Here is a 22,222-nt window from a genome sequence, read left to right on the forward strand (position 1 = left end):
CTGCCGCCGACATCCAAGCTCCATCTGGGCTGTGTTCGCGGCTGTTCATCCCTACCGTGATGGTGGAGGAGGATTGCTGATGGGTTCATTGTTCGAGGAGTTGGAGGCCCGCGAGGCGGCTACCCGGGCCCGGGTGGAGGAGCTGGAGGCTGAACTCGCTGCGGTGTCCGGCAAGTTGGAGCTGGCTCGGGAGGGCCTAGGGCGGCTGCGGATCGCGCGGGAGACGGTCGCGGAAGTGCTCGCCGAGATGACGCCGGAGATGCCTGCGGCAACGGTCGATGCCCGGGAGTCGCCTCCCGGCGAGCGGGTGGTGTCGGCGTATGCGGGGGCCGAGCGGCAGGTGATCGGGGTGCTGACGGTGCCGAAGTGGCAGCCCGGCATGGGGGCGGACGTCCTGCCCGGGGTGTATCGGGACATCGTGGAGGTGGTGGCGGATGCGCCGGGTCCGGTCCGGGCCAAGCAGATCGTCCCCAGGATCGGGCTTGCGGCCGAGGTCGGGAAGATCGAGGGCACGCGGTCGAAACTGAAGCGGCTGGTGGAACGGGGCTGGCTGGACGAGGACGCCCCGGGACTGTTCACCCCGGCCCGCCGCCGGACGGCTGTCACGTCCAACTCCCTTTAACAGAAGGGCTCTTCCGCCTACATTCGAAGGTGCCAACCGTGTCGGATGCAGGACGAGAAGAGCCCCGGAGATGGAACAGTACGACACTCATGCCACCGCTGACCCCTTTGCCTGCTCGGTCAACGCCTTCGAGACGCTGATGGGCACCCTGTCGGGTGACCAGGCGAGCGCGTGGACCCACGCTGAGCTGGAGGAACACCTCGACGCGGCCGGGCGGGAGCTGTTACGGCAGCTGCTGCAGGACCACCTGGACCTGCGCGCCCTGCGGGAGGAGGAACAGGTCCGCGCCGGTGCCGGCCTGGTCGTGGTGGGGCCGGAGGGACGGGTGCGGCCATGGCGGGAGACGGGCCACGCGCGCTGGCTGGCCAGCCTGTTCGGGCTGGTCCGCTTCACCCGGGTCGCGCACCGGGGCCCCGGCGTGGGCAACGTCCACCCCGCCGACGAGGAGCTGTCGCTGCCCGCGGGCCGCCACTCGCTGGGCCTGCGCCGGCTCGCGGTCACAGAGGCCGTGCGCGGCTCGTTCGACCAGGCCCACGATGCGGTGACGCGCCGCTGCGGGAAGGTGCTCGGCAAGCGGCGGCTGGAAGAGCTCGTGATCGCCGCGGCCATCGACGTCGACGCGTTCTACCGGGCCCAGATCCCCGTTCCGTGCAGCCGACAGATGCCGCTGGTCCTCCAGGTCGACGGCAAGGGCGTGGTCATGCGCCCCGAGGCTCTGCGCGAGGCCACCCGCCGGGCCGCCGTGAAAGCCGCTGCCGCGGGCGGGCATCGCGGCTGGCTCGCGCCGGGCGAGAAACCGAACCGCAAGCGGATGGCGACCGTGGCCTGCGTCTTCGACACCCGCCCGGCCCCCAGACGCCCCCACGACGTGATCCACCCGCCCGGCGGCCGCAGCGGCGAACGTCCCGTCCGTCCGGGGCCGAGGGCGGAGAGCAAGTGGTGCACCGCCTCCCTGGTCCGCCCGCCCGAGCAGGTCATCGCCGACGCTTTCGACCAGGCCGACGCCCGCGACCCGAAGCATCTGCGGCCGTGGATCGTCCTGGTCGACGGCGCTCGCCACCAACTCGACCTGATCACCGCCGAGACCGCCCGACGCGACGTCACGGTGCACGTCCTGCTGGACTTCGTGCACGTCGCCGAGTACGTCTGGGCCGCCGCCCACGCCTTCCACAAGCCCGGCACCACCGAGGCCGAAGCCTGGGCAGCCGACCACCTGACCGCGATCCTCGCAGGCCACGTGGCCCGCACCGCCGCCGAGATGACCGCCGATGCCGACCGGGAAGGACTGCCGGCCACCCGGCGCGAGACCGTCGACGCCTGCCACCGCTACCTGACCGGCCACCTCGACCAGCTCCGCTACGACACCGCTCTCGCCAACGGGTGGCCGATAGCCACGGGCGCGGTCGAGGGTGCCTGCCGCCACCTGATCGCCGACCGCCTCGACATTACCGGTGCCCGCTGGGGCCTGCCCGGAGCCGAAGCCGTCCTCCGACTCCGCACCCTCGTCGCCAACGGCGACCTCGACGCCTACTGGCGCTTCCACAGTGCCCACGAGCACGAACGCCTCTACCCCGCCCCCGGCCAGGAGAACTACAACCTCACCGCCTGATCAGCATCGTCCCTCGAAACGAACCGCACCCAACGGTGATCGACCGAGGACATCAACTCCAACACCGTTGCGTTTGAGTCTTGAGCGGCAGGTCAAGCCCTGGTGAATGACGCAACGGGACGTCCTGATAGATCAACTTGTTGCTGAGGCAAGGCGATCATCGGGAGTCCCGTTGCGGGAGAAGTCTGTCATCACGCGAACGATCGAGGTGGCCGGGGGTGTGTACGCGCCCGGGCACGTGGGCGAGCTGACGCAGGTCGTGGACTTCGCGCTGGTGGACGCGGTGCTGGAGGAGACCGGGACGCGGGAGCGCCGGCTGCGGCTGCTGCCGTCGCGGGTGGTGGTCTACTTCGTCCTCGCAGTGCGCAACGAGGTTCTACGTGTTCGAGCGGGGGTGAAAGGACCCTGCCGTTAGGCCGTCGCAGCGGCCTGATCGAAGCTGAGGGCAGTCTGACCCGGGGATCGCCGGGGAGGGCGGGAAGCAGCCCTGACAAAGCCGGGACGGACCGGCACTGCCAGACGGCCGGGTTCGGCGAGCGAGGCCAAGAGGTGTAGCGGAAGCGAATCAGTGGTTGAAGCCCCGTAAGCGAAGTGCCGGCTCGAACCTGGCGGATCTGGGCCGGTCAGCAGTGCGTGACCGACGCCGTGGGCGTCGGTCAACTCCGAAGCCGAGGAGCGAGGTCGGTGGGGAGGCCATGCCGAAGGTCTGCGGCGTAGGCATGGCGAGGCTGCCGGGGTAGAGCTGGACGTCTACTTGGCCGATCGAGGCGTAGGGAACGTTGGAACCATCCGCGGTCGCCCGCGGCCCCGGCAGCCAGCCTGGGAAGTGGGCAGGTCCGTTGCCGACTGGGGGCCGTGGGATGGGGCGGAGTCCTCGTAGTAGTCCGAGCGCACGAGAGGTGCGTACATGGCGAAGGGGGACAGCAGGTCAGTGGCTGAAGGGCTGGAAGGCTGGGAGGTTGTCGCCGGTGAACACCGACGAGCTGGAGTCTGCCCTGTTCGGGGCGGAGATCCGGGTACTGGGGATCCGGACCAAGCTGCACCGCTGGGCTCGTGATGATCCGCATCGCAGGTTTGATGATCTTTACAACCTTGTCGCTGACCCCGCGTTCCTCCTGGTCGCGTGGGACCGGGTACAGGGCAACAAGGGTGCCAGGACCGCCGGGGTGGACGGCCGCACAGCGGTGTCGGTCATCAGGGAAGTGGGCGTCGAGGAGTTCCTCGACGGGCTGCGGGCCTCTTTGAAGGACCGCAGCTTCCGACCCCAGCCGGTCCGGGAGAGGATGATTCCCAAGGCGAACGGCAAGCCGCGCCGTCTGGGGATCGCAACCATCCGGGACCGGGTGGTCCAGGCATCCTTGAAGCTGGTGCTGGAGCCGGTGTTCGAGGCGGATTTCCTCCCGTGTTCCTACGGGTTCCGCCCGATGCGCCGGGTCCATGACGCGGTGGCCGAGGTGCGCTACCTCTCCTCCCGCTCATACGAGTGGATCGTCGAGGGAGACATCAAGGCATGCTTCGACGAAATCTCGCATCCAGCCCTTATGGACCGGGTGCGCAGACGAGTCGGGGACAACCGCGTCCTGGCACTGGTGAAGGCGTTCCTCAAGGCGGGCATCCTCGGCGAGGACCGCGTGCTGCGGGAGAACAACGCCGGAACCCCTCAGGGTTCGATCTTGTCGCCGCTCCTCAGCAACGTGGCCCTGTCGGTCCTGGACGAGCACATCGCCCAGGGCCCGGGAGGTCCCGCGTCCAGCCAGGTGGAGCGCGCAAAGCGCCGCCGTCACGGGCAGCCGAACCACCGGTTGGTCCGTTTCGCCGACGACTGGTGCCTGATGGTCTCGGGCACCAGGGCCGACGCGGAGGCGCTGCGGGAGGAGATCGCAGAAGTCCTGTCCACCAGGATGGGCCTGCGTCTCTCACAGGAGAAGACCCTGGTCACCCATATCGACGACGGGTTGGACTTCCTCGGGTGGCACATCCAGCGCCACCGCAAACGGGGCACCGACCGGTGCTACGTCTATACCTACCCCTCACGCAAGGCCCTCAAGGCCGTGATGGCCAAGGTCAAGACGTGGTGCCGGGAGATGGACACGAGCCAGCCGCTCGACACCCTGCTCATCCGGCTCAACCAGATGCTGCGGGGCTGGTGCGCCTTCTTCCAACCCGGCGTGTCCAGCGCGACCTTCGGATACCTGGCGCACTACGCGCGGGAACAGGTCATCCGGTGGTTGCGCCGCAAACACCGCCGTATCACCTGGAAGGACCTCTACCGGCGCTTCTGCGACCACAGAGGATGGCCAACCGGAGACGACAGAGCGCTGTTCAACCCCGAGAAGGTAGGCACAACCCGCTACCAGTACCGGGGCACAGCGATCCCGAACCCCTGGACGGCCACGGGATGACGCTCAACAAGTGAGCCCTGAGCGGGACCTGTGGAGAGCCCGTTGCGGTGTGAGCCGCACGGCGGGTTCGGGAAGCGGTCCAGGGAGACGGGCCGGTCGCAAGACCGAAACCGCGCCCTGGACCGACTTTCACCTGGCCCTGTTCGAGGACTGCTCCTACCGGGGGGTGTGGGGCAAGCTGGTGGCCGGGCTGGAAGGACTGGCCCTGGTGCGGCCGGCGGTTTCTTCACTATCCCGGGCCCGGCGGCCTCGCGCCGCCGGGCCCGGGACGCGACCTGACCATCCACCACCGGCGTCATGGGGCCGGACAAACCCCGTGGGCTACTTCCCCGACGCCCCCAGGTGCTTGATCTTGATCCAGTCGCGGGTGCGACGGCCGGGCAGGTAGGGGCTGGTGAGGCGTTTGGCGACGACGCCGTCGAAGCCCTGTTCCATGGCCTGGGCGGCGAGTGCAGGCCAGGCCGCGGGCACCGTGATGCCGGGACCAGTCAGGGCGAGGTCGTCGAGGAGGTCGCGGCGGGCGGTGTAGGGAAGCTGCACGGTCGGTTCGCCGAGGTAGAGCATCAGCCGGACGGGCAGGTCTTCGAGGGCGTGGGTGACCGCCTCGGGGTGGTGCAGGCTCATCCGTTGCTGCAACCGCTCCACCGACGGCCGCCCCACGCCGTCGAGGGTGATGATCTCTCCGTCGAGGACCGCCTGTGGTCCGGGCAGCAGGCCGGACAGCGCCTTGAGTTCGGGGTACTGGGCGGTGACGTCCATCCCGGCCTGGGACAGAAGCCGCAGGCTTCCGTCCCCGGGCAGATGGGCGATGACCCGGGCACCGTTGAAGAGCGTTTCGTAGGCGTACTCAGCCTCGGTCTCCGGCCTGGGCGGCGGGCCGATCACCGCGAGCATCGGCGCGAGCAACGGCAGCAGTGCACCATGAGCGCCTCGGGAGGGGGCCACGCTCATGGTTCCAGCCTGCGCCCGGCGGCCTGCTGTCGACACGTCTGTGAGCAGAGCGGATGCCGTGACTGCGGCGATCGTCAACGCGACCGGGACGTGGCTCCCCGCTTGGCGGTATGTCCCGGAATGTGTTCTTGGTCGATTGGTGGTTTGCTGCTCGGTGGCGGCGGCCGGGCTTCTCGGCGCGCCGTTCATCGTGTGCATCCGCCAGGCTCAAGGAGGAGTTCCGCATGTCCGTCTACACCCCCCAGCAGATCAGCCAGCCGCACACCCAGCAGCCGTACAACCAGCAGCAGCTGTTCGGCCAGCAGCAGCCCTGGGGCCAGATCGGCCAGCCGCAGCAGCAGATCGCGCAGGTGGTCCAGCAGTCGATCCAGCAGGCTTGCCAGCAGGCGAGCCAGCAGGTGGCGCAGCGCGTGCAGCAGACGCTGCAGCAGCTGCAGCAGGTCCAGCAGCAGCTGCAGCAGCAGGGCATTCCCCAGCACCACGCGCACCCGTACCTGGCTGTCGCGCTGCACCACACCCTGCAGCAGGGCGTGCGCAGCGCTGTGGAGCAGTCCGTGCAGCAGGCGCTGCCTATTGCGATCCTGACGCTGGTGCAGCAGAGCCAGCAGGGCCAGCAGGGCCAGCAGGGCCAGCAGGGCCAGCAGGGCCAGCAGCAGTTCGGCCAGTTCCCGGGCATGCAGCCGCAGGGCCAGTTCGGCCAGTTCCCTGGCCAGGGACAGTTCCCGGGCCAGGGGATGTTCGGGCAGCAGCCGCAGTACGGGCAGCTGTCGCCTCTGGGCATGTGAGACACCCGCCCGGGTAGCGCTCGTTCTCCCTCCCGTGTGGGGAGGCGGGCCTACCTGGCCGGATGCCGCGGCGGGGCGAGGCAAAGGCGCGGCGGGCCGCTGGCCGGGGAGCTCATGGACGCCCGCTTCCCGGCCAGCCACTGAAGATCCAGGGCGTACGACGATGCTTTACGTTGAGATGGCGGTTGGCTGAATGCGTGAGCAGGGCGGCAACGGTGTGAAGCCGGGCAACGGCAAGGGCGGGAAGACCCCGCGTGCGCAGGGCACGGCGGGTGAGGCCGGGCAGCCGGCGGCGGCTGCGGGCGGGGCAGGTGAACCGGCCGGACGGATGAGCGGGGAGGCGCAGGCGCTGGGGTACCAGGGTCGGGGTGTGCGGGCGGGGTGGGGCCGCTATCTGGTGGCGCCCCGGCCGTCGGGGCTGCTTGCCGGTGGGGTGCCGCCGATTGAGGCCTCGGCGCTGTTCAAGCTGCTGGAGGAGGACCCCGATGTGGAACCCGTGGCGCAGGTGCGGCCGTCCCGTTCCCGCGGGTTGGGGGCGATCGCGGAGCCGCATCCGGCCTGCCCCCCGGTCGCGGTCGTGAAGATGCCCCAGGAGCGGGCCCGCGCCCTGGCCGGGAACCCGCAGGTGGTCGTGGAGATCGACCAGCCGCTGTCCTACACCCCCACCCCGCCGGTGGGTGCCGGCCCGGTGCCGGTACTGGACCCGATGCTGGCGGTCACCCTGGAGGAGCCCGAACATCTCACCCTGCGGGTGGTGGGCAGTGACGGGGACGCGGTGGCCGGCGCGCACGTGTGGGCCATCGGCACCGGCGGCCCGGTCCACGGAGTCACCAGCCCGGACGGACGCGTCACCATGACCCTGGCCGCAGACACCCCCGAAACGCTCCAGGCGCTCTACGTCCGCCCGGTGGCCGACTACTGGCCGGCCCGCACCGGCACCCCCCAACCCGCCGACAACGGCGAGGCGGTAGTTACGGTGCAGGCCCTGTCGGACACCTTCGAGGGCTTCCCCGGCAAGGCGCTCACCGGCTGGGGCACACAGGCAATGCGGCTCAACCAGATCCCGCCGACCTACCGCGGCCACGGCATCAAGATCGCGCTGCTCGATTCGGGGGTGAACACCGCCCACCCCGATTTGAAGGACACCGTCCAGCACGGGCACGACTTCACCGGCGCCGGCAACGGCACCTGGGGCCTCGATGTGACCGGGCACGGCACGTGGTGCGCCGGCATCATCGCCGCGGCGGACAACAACGCAGGCATCGCCGGGATCGCGGCGGAGGCCGAGGTGCATGCGCTGAAGCTGTTCCCCGGCGGGCACCTCAGCGACCTGCTCGAGGCGGTCGACTACTGCATCACCCACGACATCGACATCGCCCAGATCAGCCTCGCCTATCCCGTACAGTCCCAGCTGGCCGCCTGGAAACTCGCCGATGCGCACGCCGCCGGCACCACGGTCATCGCCCCGGCGGGAGACACCGCCGGCCCCCTCACTCAGCTGGCTACCCTGCCGGGGGTGCTGGCGGTGGGGGCGATCGCGCACACCGGCACCTATCCCGTGAGCAGCCCGCTCACCTGGGTGCAGCCGCCGTGGCCCGGCCCCTACCCGGCCCCGTTCACCCCCACCGGTCCGGGAGTGGACCTGGTCGCGCCCGGCGCGGCGGTCATCACCACCAGCCTGGGTGACGGCTATGCCGCGGTGGACGGCACGGCGATCGCCGCCGCCCACGTCACCGGGCTGGCGGCGCTGCTGCTCGCCCACCACGACCATCTGCGCACCCAGGCGGTGCCGCGGACCGCGGCCCGCGCCGACCCGCTGTACCTGCTGGTGCGCACCGCCTGCCGGCCCCTGCCCGGCGCCGACCCCCGCCTGGGCGCGGGGATCGCGGACGCCCCCACCGCGCTCGGCATCCCCGCGAGCTGGCAGCAGGCCGAGCAATACACGCCGGCCGGTCCGCACCAGCGGGGCTGACGGCACGACACATTCACAGACCTCCGCCCCCTTGCCGCCCTGCCGCCATCGGGCGGTGGGGGGAGAGAGACGGCGGCCGGGCCCGCATCAGCCGAACAGGTCGCGCACCCTGACCGTGCGCACCCTCAGCCACCGGGCCCGGCGCGCCGGCAGCAGGGCGTCGCCAAGAGATTCGGCAGCTACGGGCCGACAGGGCCCGGAACTCCTCCTTGAGCCTGGCGGATGCACACGATGAACGGCGCGCCGAGAAGCCCGGCCGCCGCCACCGAGTAGCAAACCACCAACCGACCAGGAACACATTCCGGGATGCGTACGCCTGGGCCCTGGACCCTCAGACCAGGGCCCTTCAGCTCCTTCCAGGAGCTAAGGGTGTGCACCGTGCCAAGCGGCAAGAACCCGGAGGCTGTTGACGTACGAGAGCGGCGTGCCACCACCCTGGGTGGGTGGTGGCACGCCGGATCACAAGGGTTGCACCCCGGGGGCGGAAGGTGCGCCCTTGGTCAGTGGCTGGGCAAGGGCAAGTGGGTCAGCGGCGGTAGCCCCAGGAGTGGGTGTCCACGGTGCGGCCGTGGTCGTCGCGCAGGGTGGCCTTGTCGGCGTAGTTGCTCCAGATGTAGTCCCGGCTGCCCTGGTAGACGTCCCGGCGGGTGTCATAGCCGCGCCCGGTGTGGACGCGGACCGTGGCGTAGCCGGGCAGGCGCAGGTCGTCGAAGCGGTAGCGGTTGCCGTCGCGGTCCGAGAGCGTCCATCCGTCCAGGTCGACCGCGCGGCGGCCGGTGTTGGTGACCTCGACCCACTCCCGGTTCAGGGACCGGTTCGACCAGTCGTCACGGCCGGGGCTGTCGTACTGGACGTTGCCGAGGACGACGTTGGAGTACGACTGGTGGCGGCCGTGCCCGTGGCCCTGGCCGTGGTCGCTGTCGGCGGACGCCGGCATCGCCGCCACGGCGACGACGGAACCGGCCGCCAGAGCGGTAGCGGCAATGCGGCGGACGGTACGAGAAGCAGACATTGATGTCCCCTCAAGTAAGGGCGCCCAGGACCCGGTCAGGGGCCATGCTGCGCGGTGCGGGTCCCGGCCCCTCAGGCCGAGAACCCATAGCCTGGAGTATCTCCGTCATCACCAGCAGCGACTTCGGTTCGTGTTACTTAATCCGGACATTTCCGTAACTCGCGATTGTATTGATCGCAGACCCCACCCGAGCGTGCCCCTGACATTGGCTGCTGGATGCACGCATCCGCCCCGCAGCCGGGAACAAGCCTTGTTCAGCTCGCCCGCGCGCCCCGCCGTACCACCCCGTCAGTCACGCATCGAACAGCACGCTCATCGGTAACAGCCGCAAAACCCCGTGATTCAGACACGGATGGCCGGGCCGAACGCCTGCTCGCAGAATTCGTTTGCCCCGAGGTGATTAGTGGATCCGTGTAGATCAGTGGATCCGTGTGATGGTGAGGGTGCCGCGCCCTGCCGCCCTGCCCCGGCCAGGACCTCAACAACAAGGCTGGTGTCCAGGCGGGTGTAGGGCTCGCCCTCCGCCTCGGCTGGTCCCAGCACGTCAGCTTCGCCGAGTGCGGCACCGATCCGTACGGACAGCACCGGGCCGATCCGTGCCGACAGCCGTGGCGTGCTCTCTCCTTCGGGCACCAGGGCGAGGTTGCGGGGCCTATTCCGGGGGCCGGTGTAGCCGACGACCGCAGCGTCGGTGGTGTCGGCGTGCCGGACCTTCACCCTTAACTGCACCATCTGGAGAACCGCTAGGTGTGACTGATTCCCAATCGTCCTTGTCAAGCGTGCGGACGGGTCGGCGGATCTTGCTGACCCTCTGCAGGCGGTGGCACGTGCGGGCAGCGTTCCAGCAGCGAGCGATTTCGCTCGGGGTCAGCCAGGATGATGCGCCTGGCCTTCTCATGGCTGTCTTGGAGGTCGGTGGGGTAGGCCGTCGGGTCGAGACTGAGTGCCAGCGAGAGGTCCTGGCGCGTCTCCGGGCCCTCGCAGGCCAGGAACGCGGAGAGGCAGGCCGATCGGTAGTCGTCGCGGAGATCGGCCAGTGCCTCCAGTGCCGCTTCGCTCTCCTCCGTGGGCACTCCTCGCCGGAGATCCTCCATGGAGGCGTACTGGAGTCCTGGACGGGCGAAGTACCACGCCATGCTGGCGCCGACCTTCTCTGAATCGGAACCAGTCCGCATGTACTCAATGATCGCTTCCTGGATCGGGCGGTGACCGCAAGCCGTCACCAGGGGCTGAATGAGCCCGGATCCACCGGCTTGACGCCTGTGGGTCGTTCTTCCGGAAACGAAGAAGTGCCTTGCGACCTGCGATGATGGGGTTTCTCTAGGACCACATCAGGCACGATCGGCAAGGCACTTCCGAGATGCAATCTTCCCATGCCGCAGCGGCGGTCTCATCCGCGTTCGACGACCCGAACCTGATCGCGCACGGCGGGCTGGAGCCGGTGGTGCGGCTGGCCGAGCGGTGCGGTCTGCCAGCTCTGGCCGACGAGCTCATCAGGCTGCCCGCATCGAAGGACGGCACCGGCGCCTTCCCAGCGGCGAAACTGATGTCGCTGGTGGGTGGCATGGCCGCGGGCGCCGACAGCATCAATGACATGGACCGCCTGCGGCATGGCGCGATGGGCCGCCTGTTTGCCGGGGTCCGGGCCCCGTCCACGCTGGGATCGTTTCTACGCTCCTTCACGCACGGGCATGTGAAGCAACTCCACGCCGTGGCCCGCCGGTTCCTGCCCGCACTGGCCCGTCATACCCCACTGCTGCCCGGCGCGGACCAGGTCGCCTACGTGGACATCGACGACACCATCCGCCGCACCTACGGCTACGCCAAGCAGGGCGCCGGCTACGGATACAGCAAGGTCAAGGGCCTGAACGCACTGCTCGGCATCGTCTCCACGCCCCTGTCCGCCCCGGTGATCGCCGCGACCAGGCTGCGCAAAGGACCGTCGAACTCCGCGCGCGGCGCGGCAGCGTTCGTCGCCGAGACCATCCGCACCGCCCGCGCCTGCGGCGCCAGTGGCCTGCTGGTGATGCGCGCGGACTCCGCGTTCTACGGCGCCGATGTCGTCAACTCCTGCCGGGCACTGGGCGCGCGTTTCTCCGTCACCGTGCGGATGAACGCCTCCGTCAAGGCCGCGATCGCCCGCATCGACGAGGGCGCCTGGACGCCGATCAAGTACCCCAAGGCGGTCTGGGACGAGGAAGACCAGTGCTGGATCTCGGACGCCGAGATAGCCGAGGTCCCCTACACCGCGTTCACTTCCAAGCCGAAGAAACAGCAGGTCACCGCCCGTCTGCTCGTGCGCCGCGTCAAGCGCCTGGGCACTGGCACCGTCCCCGCCGGGCAGGGCACGCTCTTCGATACCTGGCGCTACCACGCCGCGTTCACCGACTCCCCGCTCTCCTTGAAGGACGCCGAGCGTGACCACCGTCGGCACGCTGTCGTCGAGCAGGTGATCGCGGATGTCAAGAACAGTGCCTTCGCTCACGCGCCGTCCGGCCATTTCCAGGCCAATGCCGCGTGGCTCGCCCTGGCAGCGCTGGCGCACAACCTGACCCGCGCCACCGGCGCCCTGGCCGGCACGTTCCATGCCAGAGCGACCACCGCCACCATCCGTGACCACCTGATCAACGTGCCCGCCCGGCTGGCCCGCTCAGCCCGCCGCCTCACCCTGCACCTACCCGAACGCTGGCCCTGGAGCATGGACTTCACCCAGCTCTTCCGCACGGTGCATGGGCTGCCAGCCTCCTGACGCTCCCCGACCGACCTGCCCGAAAGGGCCCGACACCTGTGGACAAGTGGAAGAGCTGGGCAGACCAGCGGCCACCCCATGCCCGAATCCGCGACTCAACCCCGACACGGCCCGCACAACCCCGAAACACCCACCCCAAGATCAGCCGGTGGATCCGGGCTCAGCTATGCCAGCTCTTCCTTCTCCTGCTGGCCAGCAGGTCATTCCGCTCGCCGCCGTCGGCCTCGCCTGTATGACCCGCTGTCAGACCCTCCCGATCTCGGGGGAAGCACAGCGGCGCTGGTTTTGCGCAGTGTGGCTGGCGCGACGGTAGGCGTGGCGCGCACGGGATTTGTCGGACGGTGTGCTGGGGCCGGGGCAGTTGCGGGGGCGTGGGCTGGTCAGCGAGTGTGCAGGCGTTGCCAAAGCAGGTGGTGGTCGGCAGCTGCAGGCGGCCGGTCTGCTCTGCACTGCTGAACCGAACTCGTGCCACCGGCTAGACTGTCGGATGGCTAGGCGCGTACAGCCCCCCGCCGTCAGCTCCCACTGAACCGCCCCGGGTTCGGTAGAGATCTCAGATTGTGGTTGTGACCTGGTGTTTCGTGGATTCCATGTAGTGATTGGCCTCGTACTCGACGGGCGGGACGTGGCCTATCTCACCGTGGAGCCGACGGTGGTTGTACCAGTCGACCCACTCGGCGGTGGCCAGCTCGACCTGGGAGAGCGCCTTCCAGGGCCGCTGGGGTTTGATCAACTCGGTTTTGTACAGACCAATCGTCGATTCCATCAGGGCGTTGTCGTAAGCGTCGCCGACCGAGCCGATAGAGGCAGCGATGCCGGCGGTGTCCAGGTGCTCGGCGAGCTTGAACGATGTGTATTGGGTGGATTCAACCGGTCGTCGCAACACCTCGATCATGGAGGTGTCCGATGGGGCGACCGGCAGGGTGGACGACGGCGGTGACGGGGCGCCCGGCGATGCGGTCTCCGGGCAGGCCGCCGGTCCGCCGGGATGTGGAGCGTGCCTTCTGGAAGAAGATCGCTGACGGGCTGACCAGCGAGGACGCGGCGATCGCGTGCGGCGTGTCGGGGCCGGTCGGCTCACGATGGTTCCAGGAACGTGGCGGTATGCCGTCGATCGAGCTGGGCCCGGTGTCGGGCAGGTATCTCTCCTTTGCAGAGCGCGAGGAGATCGCTGTGCTGAAGGCTCAGAACACCGGGGTCCGGGAGATCGCCCGTCGGCTGGGCAGGCACCCGTCCACTGTTTCGCGGGAACTGCGGCGCAATGCGGCCACCCGCAGCGGACAACTCGCCTACCGGGCGTCGATCGCGCAGTGGAAGGCCGAGCTGGCCGCGCGGCGGCCGAAGCCGTCCAAACTTGCCTGCAGCGAGCGGCTGCACGAGTTGTGGGGCTCGAAAAGTCATCGGCGCAGGTCAAGCGGCGTACCGGTACTCGTTGATAGCACTGCCGAGGATGTGGGTGCGCAGGAGTCTGCGGCCGTCGAGGTCGTGGACGGTGGCTGGCTGCCCGGAGGCGTGAGGGGGCCGTTGATCTCGGGCCCGGTGAGGTCGATGTGTGTTGTAGTGCCGTTCGAAGTCGGCAAGGACTTGCCGGGCGTGGGCCTCATTCATGAGCAAGAGGTGGTCGAGCGCCTCGCGGCGGACGGTGCCGATCACCCGCTCGCAGTGCGCGTTCATCCGAGGCGCCCGTGGCGCGCTGAGCAGCACCTCCATGTCCTCGGCTTCGAAGACGGCGTCGAAGGACTGGTCGTACTTGGCGTCGCGGTCGCGCAGCACGAAGCGCAGGGACTCCGTGCGCGTGTCGAGTTGGTCGGCGAGATTGCGGGCCTGCTGCGTCGCCCAGGCCCGGGTGGGGCGGGCGGTGACGCCGGTGATGTGCAGTTGACGGGTGCCGTGTTCCAGGAACGCCATGGCGTACAGGCGCTCTCTGAGCATGGTGTCCACGTGGAAGAAGTCGGCCGCGATGATCCCTTGGGCTTGGGTGGTCAGGAACTCGCGCCAGCTGGGGCCGACCGGCGTGGAGCCGGGTCGATGCCCGCGGCGTTCAGGATCCCCCAGACCGTGGACGGTGCGATCGGATGGCCCAGCCGGGCCAGTTCGCCCTGGATCCTTCGGTGCCCCCACCGGGGATTCTCGCTGGCCAGGCGCAGCACCAGCTTCCTGAGCGCGGCCACAGTCGGGGGTCGGCCGGTACGGCTGCGGCGGGCGGAGTAGTCCCACTTCTTGGCGATCAGCTTGCGGTGCCAGGCCAGCACGGTGCCGGGGGTGACGGGGAAGACACCGGCCCAGCGGCGCCGCGGTATCAGCGAGGACAGCGCGGAGAACCAGAACCGGTCGGCCGACTCGTAGCGGACCGGGCCCTTGAACTGACGGCGCAGGACAGTGTTCTCATGCCTCAGCACCAACAACTCGGCGTCCCTGGCAGTGTCCCGGCGCAGCAGGACAGCCGGTACGGACAGCATCGTGCGAGCAGCACGGCACAACAGCCACACGATCATCCGGACAGGGTCCCAGCCACCACCGACAACCATGGACACCACTGTTCACCTGCAGCGATGACTTTACGAGCCCCACAGGCTGGAGGAGTCGGTCGCGGAGATCCGCTGGGGGAGCGGCGGCAAGCATCGCGCCCCGGTGAAGGACGGGCTGATCGTCGCGGTGTTCCGGGACTACGAGTCCAGAGCCGGGAAGCCCCTGCTCCACGATCATGCGGTGGTGTCGATCCGCGCCCGGCGGCCGGACGACAAGGGGACGTGGGTGTAGGTTCGCATTTCTAGTGTCCCTTTCTCATTGACCGTGGCCCTTGTCTGGCCCAAGGGACGGCGCGGTGAGACGAACTCCCGTCTGATCGTTCGCTCGTCGTAGTGCTGATCCCGGTCCTGATCTATGCAGCGGCGATCTCCAACCTGATCGTGGAGACGTCGCAGCTGATCGAGATCGGGATTTCTGCTTCCCGCTCTCGCGGCCTGGGGGTGAGCTATGGCGCGTGTAGTGGGCGAAGTTTCGATGAGTCTCCGTCGTACGGACGGGGTGATCGACGAGGACCTGGTCTGGTCGACGACGGGCGCCGATGTCTTCGAGCCCTCGATTCCGTGGCGTACGTTCCGCTGGCGGTACGGGCAGAAGCACTACTCGGGGACGCACTGGTCTTCCACCATGCGTGACCACGTTGTCTACGAGTCCCGGCTCGAGCTGACGCGCCTTCTCTACGCCGACTTCGACCCGGACGTGACGGCCGTCTTCGCCCAGCCGTTCCTCCTGACCACTACCGTCGACGGCTGTCGACGCCGGCACGTACCCGACTTCCTGGTGCTGCGCGAGAACGACGTGCCCCTGGTCGTGGACGTCAAGCCGGGGCACCTGCTCACCCGGCCGAAGGTGAACTTCGCGCTCGGCTGGGCTCGTGAGGTTGTGCTGTCGCGCGGCTGGGATTTCGAGGTGTGGTCCGAGCCACCGGAGGCGGAGTTGGCGAACCTTCGCTTTCTCGCCGGGTATCGCCGCGACTGGCTCTTCGACCAGGACCTGCTCGCGGAGATCCGGGCGACGGATCTGTATGGGGCAACGCTGGGCGAGGCGTTTTGTGCTTTCCCCCGGCACCCGGACTGGCGGGTGCGGGCTGCTGTCCTGCGGCTGTTGTGGTGTCAGCACTTCGTGACGGACATGGCGGAGCCATTGTCCGAGCGCCATGTGCTGCGCAAGGGCCGGGCCGTAGGGGTCGGGGCTGGTCGGCGTGATCTGCCACGCCCCGTCGAGGATTCCGGACGCGATGGCGCGGAGGGCGAGCAGATTTGTCTGGTGCGGGGGTCTCGTAAGGGAGGGCATGTGACCGGAGCTGCTGTACGTGTCGGCTTGGGTTCGAGGTTGAGGTACGACGGCGAAGTCGTCGTGGTGGAGGAGATGTTCGGCTCGGCGGCCGGTAACGAGGTCTTGGTGCGGGATGGTCCGGGGCGCCGGTTCCGGCTGTCGCTGCGTGAGGTGCTCGCCTCCGGCCGGGCCCAGGTCATCGCGACCGAGCCGGGTCCAGAATCGGACGACGACCGCGAGACGGCCTCGGTGCTGCTCGCCCAGCTCGGCGAGGAGGAGCTGGAAAAGGTCAGGGAACGGGCCGCCCATATCAACGAGGTGCTGACCGGCTTCCGGTCGGGCAGCGACGAGCTCCCGGAGGCGGGCGAGCCCCGGCCGCAGTACGCGGCCACCGTGCCCAAACTGGAGCGATACGAGGCGAAGGCAACAGAGTTGGGCGTTAGCGTACGCACCATCAAACGGTGGGTGCGCGCTTTCCACACCGACCGGGAAGCTGGGCTCGTGCACGGCGGCCCGGATCACGGCGACGGCGACATGGGCGGGCTCGGTCGGGCCGACGCGCGGTGGGTGGAAATGGCCCTGGAGATCATGGCCGAGCACGGGAAGGAGTCGAAGCCGACCCGCGGGAAAGTGATCCGTGCCGTCGGCCCGCGCCTCGTTGCCCGCTACGGCGAGGGCGAGGTGAAGCTGCCGGGCCGCGCGACGGCGTATCGGTGGCTTCAGGAGCTGGAGCGGCGGCTGCCGACCTTCCGGCTGAGCTCGAAACGCAACCGGGACATCGCCGCCCGGCCGCCGGGCGCGTACGGGAAGTTGCGGCCTACGAGGCCGGGTGAGTATCTGCTGCTGGACACGACGCGTCTCGACGTGTTCGCGATGGACCCGATCACGATGAAGTGGGTTCAGGCCGAGCTGACGGCCGCGATGGACTGGTACGACAGGTGCATCACGGGGCTGCGGGTGACCCCGGTGTCCACGTCGTCGATCGACGTCGCGGCGGTGATGTTCCAGACCTTTCGTCCCCGCCCGGCAGGCAAGGGCTGGCCCGCGTACGCGGTGTGGCCCGACCACGGCATTCCCCGCACGGTCTTCGTCGAACGCAAGGCGCTCAACCCCGAAGAGGATGAGGAGGGCGAAGAGGCTGAGGAGGGCACACCGCGCGGTGTCGCGTCTCCGGCGCTGGTGCCGGAGACAATCGTGGTCGACCACGGCAAGCCCTACATCTCCGAGCACATCACCTCTGTCTGCCAGCGTCTGGGTCTGTCCATTCAGCCCGCCCGGCTGCGAACGGGCCGGGACAAGGGACCGCTGGAGCGATTTTTCAAGACCGTGCGCGAGGGGGTGCTGGAGGAGCTGCCCGGTTACAAGGGGCCTGACTTGTTCTCGCGCGGCGAGCGGCCGGAGGACCAGGCGTTTTTCTTCCTCCATGAGTTGGAGGCGATCATCCGGGAGTGGGTGGCGTGCACGTACCACCACAGGCCGCATAGGGGACTTGTCGATGCCTACGTGCCGGGGCTGAACCTCTCGCCAGCGAAGATGTTCGAGCACGGCATCGCCCGTGCCGGCTACATCGAGGTGCCCCGCGATCCGGACCTCGGCTTCGAGTTCCTGAAAACCGAGTGGAAGCCGACCCACCACTATGGCGTCGAGATCCGCAAGTGCCGCTACAACGGCGACGGCCTGAACGGCTACCGGGGCGAGACCAGCCCGTACACCGGCCCCAAGGCCAAGGGCCTGTGGCCCATCCAGGTCGACCCTGACAACATCAACTACATCTACTTCCGCCGCCCGGACACCCGCCGCTGGCACACCCTGGAGTGGGAGCACGCCCCGGCACAGAAGTTCCCGATCAGTCAGGGGGCCATCGAGATCGCCCGGAAGCTCGCGGGCCAGAAGTACCCGTTCCCCGACGACGAGACTGCGGTCGCGGAGCTCCTTGACCGCTGGCACCTGGGGCTCGGGCTGACGATGGCAGAGCGGCGCCTCGCGCTGCGCCAGGCCCGCGAGCAGTCCGCCTTCGACCTGCCGGAGACCGTCGCGGACGACGTGCGAGCGCTTCCGTCCGTCGCCCGAATCCTCAACGCCACCGACGACGCGGACGACCTGGAGGACTTGGACGAGGCCGAGCCGTACGAGGGCCCGGTAGCCGGTGATGACGACGAGGACGACGAACTCGATGGCCCCGATTCCGACGAGGACTTCTACGCCGACGCCCTGGAAGACGCATGATGCCGCCCCGCCCCGCCGATCCGTCCGAGGACGTGCGTCCGCAGCTGGACAACCTCACGCTCTCCCGCAAGGAAGGACTGCGGGCCCTAGCGGAGGCCGAGCTCCGTCGGCAGCCGGAGCTCCTGACAGCCAAGCAGATCTCCGACCTGAGTGATCCGGCACGGCTCGAGTACGAGCACGGCCGGAGTGTCTGGCACGCCAACCTCGGGCCGATCGGAACGCCTCAACTCAAGGAACTGCACGAGGACTTGTGGGACATCATCACCAGCAACCAGCAGGACGGCGACAAGGCCAAAGGGGCCATCGCTGTGGACGCGTTTCCAGGACTGGGCAAGACCACCGCGGTGCTCGACTTCGCACTGAAGTACCACCGGCAGGAGATCGCGCGGGCTGGCGCCTTCACCGCCTCCGGTCACGAGCGGTGGCCCGTCTGCCGCGTCGGCCTGACCAGCAACATCGGCATGAAGGACTTCAACCGGTCTCTACTGGAGTTCTACGCACACCCCGGCCGCACGAGCGGCACGGCCGCCCTGTTCGTGCAGCGTGCGCTGGACTGCGTCCTTCGATGTGAGACAAAACTGCTGATCATTGACGACCTCCACTTTCTCAAGTGGCAGGACAAAAACGGCAAGGAGGTCAGCAACCACTTCAAGTACATCGCCAACGAGTTCCCCGTCACTCTGATCTTCATCGGGGTCGAACTGGGCAACCGCGGCCTGTACTCCGAGGCCGACTCCAGCGGCGACATCACCCTCGCCCAGTCCGCACGCCGCACCACGCCGCTGACCATGGATCCCTTTGTCGTCAACGACAACAGGCACCGAACACAATGGCGGAACCTCCTCCTGGCACTGGAACAGCGGATCGTCCTGGCCAGGAAGTTCCCCGGCATGCTCGCCGACGAACTGTCCGACTACCTCTACATCCGCACCACCGGCCACATCGGTTCGCTGATGACGCTCATCAACCGAGGCTGCCAGCGAGCCGCCCGCACCGGGGCCGAGCTCCTCGACGAGGAACTCCTGGACCAAGTGAAGCTGGACGCCGCGGCGGAGCGAGCCCGCAACGCTCTCGCGAAGAAGTTCGCCCTTCGGCGTATGACCACCAAGATCACCCGGCCACGGACGTCGAAGACCACGACGACGAAGACCGTGGCGTGAAGGTGACGCGGACACTGCCGCTGCGGCTTCCCCCGCTGCCCGGGGAGGCCATGGACTCGTGGCTCGAAGCCGCAGCCGCCCAGCTCCGTGCTCCACTGGCGGACCTGCTGGGCGCCGTGGGCCTGCACAAACGTGCTTGGGTGTGGCGCGTGCCCTGGCTGGTCCTACTGGAAGACGAGGAAGCCGACTCCGTGGCGGCCACGACCGGCATCCCACAAACCGTCCTCCGTGCGATGACGCTCGCGCACTTCGATCAGCGGGCCGTACTCGTCGACCGCGGCCGGCGCAACGTGGACCACTTCCGCAGTTGGAAGCACGGCACCGGGACGGGCTCGCGGTACTGCCCTGAGTGCCTCAAGGAGAACGGCGGCCGGTGGCAGCTTTCCTGGCGGCTCGGCTGGGTGTACGCGTGCATCCCACATCGTCGACTGCTGGCCGACACCTGCCCGCGGTGCGGCGCCCGCCCCCGCACGGTCGCCTATCCGGGCACCGACATCCCTTCCCCGGGGCGATGCGGCCATCTCAGCCGGCATGATCCCGGTACCCGCCGCCGGTGCCTGTTCCCGTTCAGCGAGGTCGACGTCCCCCTCCTTGCCGCCCATCATCCGGCCCTGCGTGCGCAGCAGGACCTGGCCGACACCGTGAAGGCTGGCCTCGGATCCTTCGGCGTATACCGGAGTGCGGAGGTACCCGCCCTGGACGTTCTCGCCGACATCAAAGCCCTCGGCAGGCGTGCACTGACGGTCCTGTCCGCCGACCAGCTCGCTCAACTCATCCCCAATGACCTGGCCCAACTGTGCCGGACCGCCGTCACGGAACTCCCCACCACGGAGCGCAAGGCCATATACAACGCCGCGGTGACCGCCGCGAGTGTCACAGCGGCCTGGACGGTGCTGCGACAAACCGACCTGCGGCAGGCCGGCGCCCGAATGCAGCTGCTGACGGACGTGGCAGCAGATCGCGACCGCTGGCTCAGCCCCACCGCACCCCAGTCGTGGGCCCGCTACAGCAGCCCCATGCTGCGGACCGCCCATGCCGCGTCCCTCGCCCCCCGAATGCGACAGACCGACCAGCTGCGCTACCGGATCGCCGCCCCCAGGCCGGGAAGTCCATCGGCCGACACCGCGGCCGTGCGCCGACGGGCAGCCAAGACCCCAGCCCTGCTCTGGCCAACGTGGCAGGTCCGCCTCGACCCTGGCGTACGCCTGAATCTGGGCACCGCCCTGTCCGTCGCGCTCATGCTGGTCGACAGCCCCATCGATCTCACCACCGCCTCGGAGAAATACCTGCACGGCCTCATCGAACAGCCCGTCACCACACACGTCCTGCAGGCACTACGAGATGCGCCGCAATGGGAAGGCATCCAGCTCGCCCTGATCCGGCTCGCCGACTACCTCGACCACCACGACGTTCCCATCGACTACGCCCGCCGCCGCCAGCTCGACTACACCCACCTGCTGCCCGCCGCCCAGTGGAAGCAGGTGTGCAACGACGCCCTGCTGCAGCCCGGATACGGCAGGCGCCACCAGCACGCCCGGTCCTTCCTGTTCGAACGCATCAGCGGCCTACCGTATGAACAACTCCCTGGATCTCCTGGGCCCTCACACGCGTTCAACACGACCTTGAAGCGGTTTCCGTTCCTGCTCACCCCCGACCTGCTGGCTGGCCTCGACCGTGTTGCCCACGAGTTCCTCGCGTGCAGCGGCGTGCTCGGCGAGCCACTCACCTGGGAGCCCCCCACCGAACTCCTGCACGGCCTCGACCTGCCCTGGCCCGGCCCCGAAGACCTCGATCTCGAAGATCTTCACCGCCGGGTGGCAACCGGAGAACGCCCCGCAGAAATCGCCAAGACCCTCGGCACCGACCTGCCAATCCTCCGCCTCGCCCTCATCAACCACCCAGCCCCTGCACAACAGGTCACGCGGGCGAACTCCCGCACAGCACGCAAAGGCCGGAGCCGGAGCCGAAACAACCGATCCGAGTGGCGGAAAGAGACCGGACTCCAGACGGCCCGCCGCCTGATCCCCGAAGACCTCCTGGAAGACCTCTACGTGCAGCAGGGCCAGTCCTTCCAGAAGATCGCTGAAGACCGAGGACTCCACCCCCGAGACGTTTCCCCGCTCGTGGACGAGTACGGCCTGCCCCGGCACAACCATTGCCCTGGCGGAAAGGCCGACCCGGAATGGCTCCACACCCAGTACATCGAGCTCAACCGCACCATCACGGACATCGCCGACGACGCCGACGTGAGCTTCACCGTGATCATGCGATGGCTCCGCACCCACAAACTCACTCGCCCCACCGACCCCAAGGGCCAGCGACGATTCAGCCGCCCCACTCACGACTTCGGCGATGCCGACCCCCTGCTTCAGCCGGTACTCAGCAACAACTACCACCTCCGCCGACTGAGGATCTTCCTACGCGTCGCCGGCTACCCGATGTTCGCCACCGCCTGCGACGAACACGGCCTCAGCCGGACTGCGGTCAACAAGGCCTTCAAGCAGTTGGAGGCGGACCTCGGCGGTCAACTCGTTGATCGCGCATCCAAAGGCCGGTCCATGCAGCTCACCGAGTTCGGGCAGCGTGTGGCCCGGGCCGCCCTTCCTCTGGCCGATCAACTCGGAGTCCGCCCCGAGGACACCGAACGCCTGTACCGCATTCTGTGAATGCGGTACTCCGCGCCACCGCACCGTGGTGCCGGACCGCACGAGAGGTCTCCAGCGCACGAGTCATCTCAGTGCGACCATCAGTGGCGCTCCGAAGAATTTTGCGCCGCCTCGGCAACTGCCTGGGTACGCCGATCGTCCTTGAGACATGACGTCTGCAAGTCCCGCCCCGCTTCACTGGCCTCACTGCGGCCACGGCGCCGTCCCAGCAGCAAACTCAGTCGGCTGCCGCGGCATCCACGTTCCCGGACACACCGTGTGCCTCGC

Annotated in this window: 13 protein-coding genes and 5 pseudogenes; 12 read left to right on the top strand and 6 right to left on the bottom strand. The window is 68.6% G+C overall.

Features of this window, described 5'->3' with window-relative positions; translation table 11 throughout:
- Positions 1 to 79 precede the first annotated feature (79 nt).
- From OH809_RS43545 to ltrA, 4 genes and pseudogenes are all read left to right on the top strand, one after another.
- On the top strand, positions 80 to 622 hold the full coding sequence (locus OH809_RS43545; protein ID WP_406415237.1) for a hypothetical protein: 543 nt from the start codon (positions 80 to 82) through the stop codon (positions 620 to 622).
- A gap of 70 nt (positions 623 to 692) precedes the next feature.
- Positions 693 to 2,231, top strand: coding sequence for an ISKra4 family transposase (locus OH809_RS43550; protein ID WP_406415235.1), 1,539 nt, complete (start codon positions 693 to 695; stop codon positions 2,229 to 2,231).
- Between the two features lie 172 nt (positions 2,232 to 2,403).
- Positions 2,404 to 2,595: pseudogene (locus OH809_RS43555) on the top strand (transposase domain-containing protein); the annotation flags it as partial.
- Between the two features lie 604 nt (positions 2,596 to 3,199).
- Entirely contained in the window at positions 3,200 to 4,633 is a 1,434-nt protein-coding gene (gene ltrA / locus OH809_RS43560; RefSeq protein ID WP_406415233.1) for a group II intron reverse transcriptase/maturase, read from the top strand.
- Positions 4,634 to 4,954: 321 nt separating this feature from the next.
- Here the strand turns inward: ltrA and OH809_RS43565 are convergent, their stop codons facing one another.
- Positions 4,955 to 5,584, bottom strand: coding sequence for a hypothetical protein (locus OH809_RS43565; RefSeq protein WP_406415231.1), 630 nt, complete (start codon positions 5,582 to 5,584; stop codon positions 4,955 to 4,957).
- A gap of 224 nt (positions 5,585 to 5,808) precedes the next feature.
- Between OH809_RS43565 and OH809_RS43570 the strand changes: the two genes are divergently transcribed.
- Together OH809_RS43570 and OH809_RS43575 are read left to right on the top strand one after the other, a co-directional pair.
- On the top strand, positions 5,809 to 6,369 hold the full coding sequence (locus OH809_RS43570; protein ID WP_406415229.1) for a hypothetical protein: 561 nt from the start codon (positions 5,809 to 5,811) through the stop codon (positions 6,367 to 6,369).
- 193 nt (positions 6,370 to 6,562) lie between these two features.
- Positions 6,563 to 8,341 (top strand): S8 family serine peptidase, encoded by a 1,779-nt coding sequence (locus tag OH809_RS43575; RefSeq protein WP_406415227.1) that lies wholly within the window; start codon positions 6,563 to 6,565, stop codon positions 8,339 to 8,341.
- 526 nt (positions 8,342 to 8,867) lie between these two features.
- On the opposite strand, the gene OH809_RS43580 is transcribed toward OH809_RS43575, so the two are convergent.
- The 3 genes from OH809_RS43580 to OH809_RS43590 form a co-directional block, all read right to left on the bottom strand.
- Positions 8,868 to 9,353 (bottom strand): lamin tail domain-containing protein, encoded by a 486-nt coding sequence (locus OH809_RS43580; RefSeq protein ID WP_406415225.1) that lies wholly within the window; start codon positions 9,351 to 9,353, stop codon positions 8,868 to 8,870.
- Between the two features lie 342 nt (positions 9,354 to 9,695).
- A complete protein-coding gene (locus OH809_RS43585) occupies positions 9,696 to 10,085 on the bottom strand; it encodes a hypothetical protein (protein ID WP_406415223.1) in 390 nt (129 codons plus the stop codon).
- Positions 10,086 to 10,126: 41 nt separating this feature from the next.
- The gene (locus OH809_RS43590) at positions 10,127 to 10,489 is read right to left on the bottom strand and encodes a hypothetical protein (RefSeq protein ID WP_406415222.1); all 363 of its coding nucleotides are present in this window, start codon (positions 10,487 to 10,489) and stop codon (positions 10,127 to 10,129) included.
- A gap of 224 nt (positions 10,490 to 10,713) precedes the next feature.
- On the opposite strand from OH809_RS43590, the gene OH809_RS43595 reads away from it, so the two are divergent.
- Positions 10,714 to 12,102 (top strand): IS1380 family transposase, encoded by a 1,389-nt coding sequence (locus tag OH809_RS43595; protein WP_406415220.1) that lies wholly within the window; start codon positions 10,714 to 10,716, stop codon positions 12,100 to 12,102.
- A 553-nt stretch (positions 12,103 to 12,655) separates the two neighbouring features.
- Here the strand turns inward: OH809_RS43595 and OH809_RS43600 are convergent.
- Positions 12,656 to 12,964, bottom strand: a pseudogene (locus OH809_RS43600) (integrase core domain-containing protein); the annotation flags it as partial.
- A gap of 44 nt (positions 12,965 to 13,008) precedes the next feature.
- Here OH809_RS43600 and OH809_RS43605 point away from each other — a divergent pair.
- A pseudogene (locus OH809_RS43605) lies at positions 13,009 to 13,476 on the top strand (transposase); the annotation flags it as partial.
- A gap of 36 nt (positions 13,477 to 13,512) precedes the next feature.
- Here the strand turns inward: OH809_RS43605 and OH809_RS43610 are convergent.
- A pseudogene (locus tag OH809_RS43610) lies at positions 13,513 to 14,597 on the bottom strand (integrase core domain-containing protein).
- Between the two features lie 79 nt (positions 14,598 to 14,676).
- Here OH809_RS43610 and OH809_RS43615 point away from each other — a divergent pair.
- From OH809_RS43615 to OH809_RS43630, 4 genes and pseudogenes are all read left to right on the top strand, one after another.
- Positions 14,677 to 14,856 (top strand): annotated as a pseudogene (locus OH809_RS43615) (relaxase domain-containing protein); the annotation flags it as partial.
- A 249-nt stretch (positions 14,857 to 15,105) separates the two neighbouring features.
- A complete protein-coding gene (locus OH809_RS43620) occupies positions 15,106 to 18,129 on the top strand; it encodes a TnsA-like heteromeric transposase endonuclease subunit (protein ID WP_406415218.1) in 3,024 nt (1,007 codons plus the stop codon).
- Positions 18,126 to 19,289 (top strand): AAA family ATPase, encoded by a 1,164-nt coding sequence (locus OH809_RS43625; protein ID WP_406415216.1) that lies wholly within the window; start codon positions 18,126 to 18,128, stop codon positions 19,287 to 19,289. Before OH809_RS43620 ends, OH809_RS43625 begins: the two co-directional genes overlap by 4 nt.
- A gap of 2 nt (positions 19,290 to 19,291) precedes the next feature.
- On the top strand, positions 19,292 to 21,955 hold the full coding sequence (locus OH809_RS43630; protein ID WP_406415214.1) for a TniQ family protein: 2,664 nt from the start codon (positions 19,292 to 19,294) through the stop codon (positions 21,953 to 21,955).
- Positions 21,956 to 22,222 lie beyond the last annotated feature (267 nt).

The sequence above is a fragment of the Streptomyces sp. NBC_00873 genome, assembly GCF_045207415.1.
Taxonomy (GTDB): Bacteria; Actinomycetota; Actinomycetes; order Streptomycetales; family Streptomycetaceae; genus Streptomyces.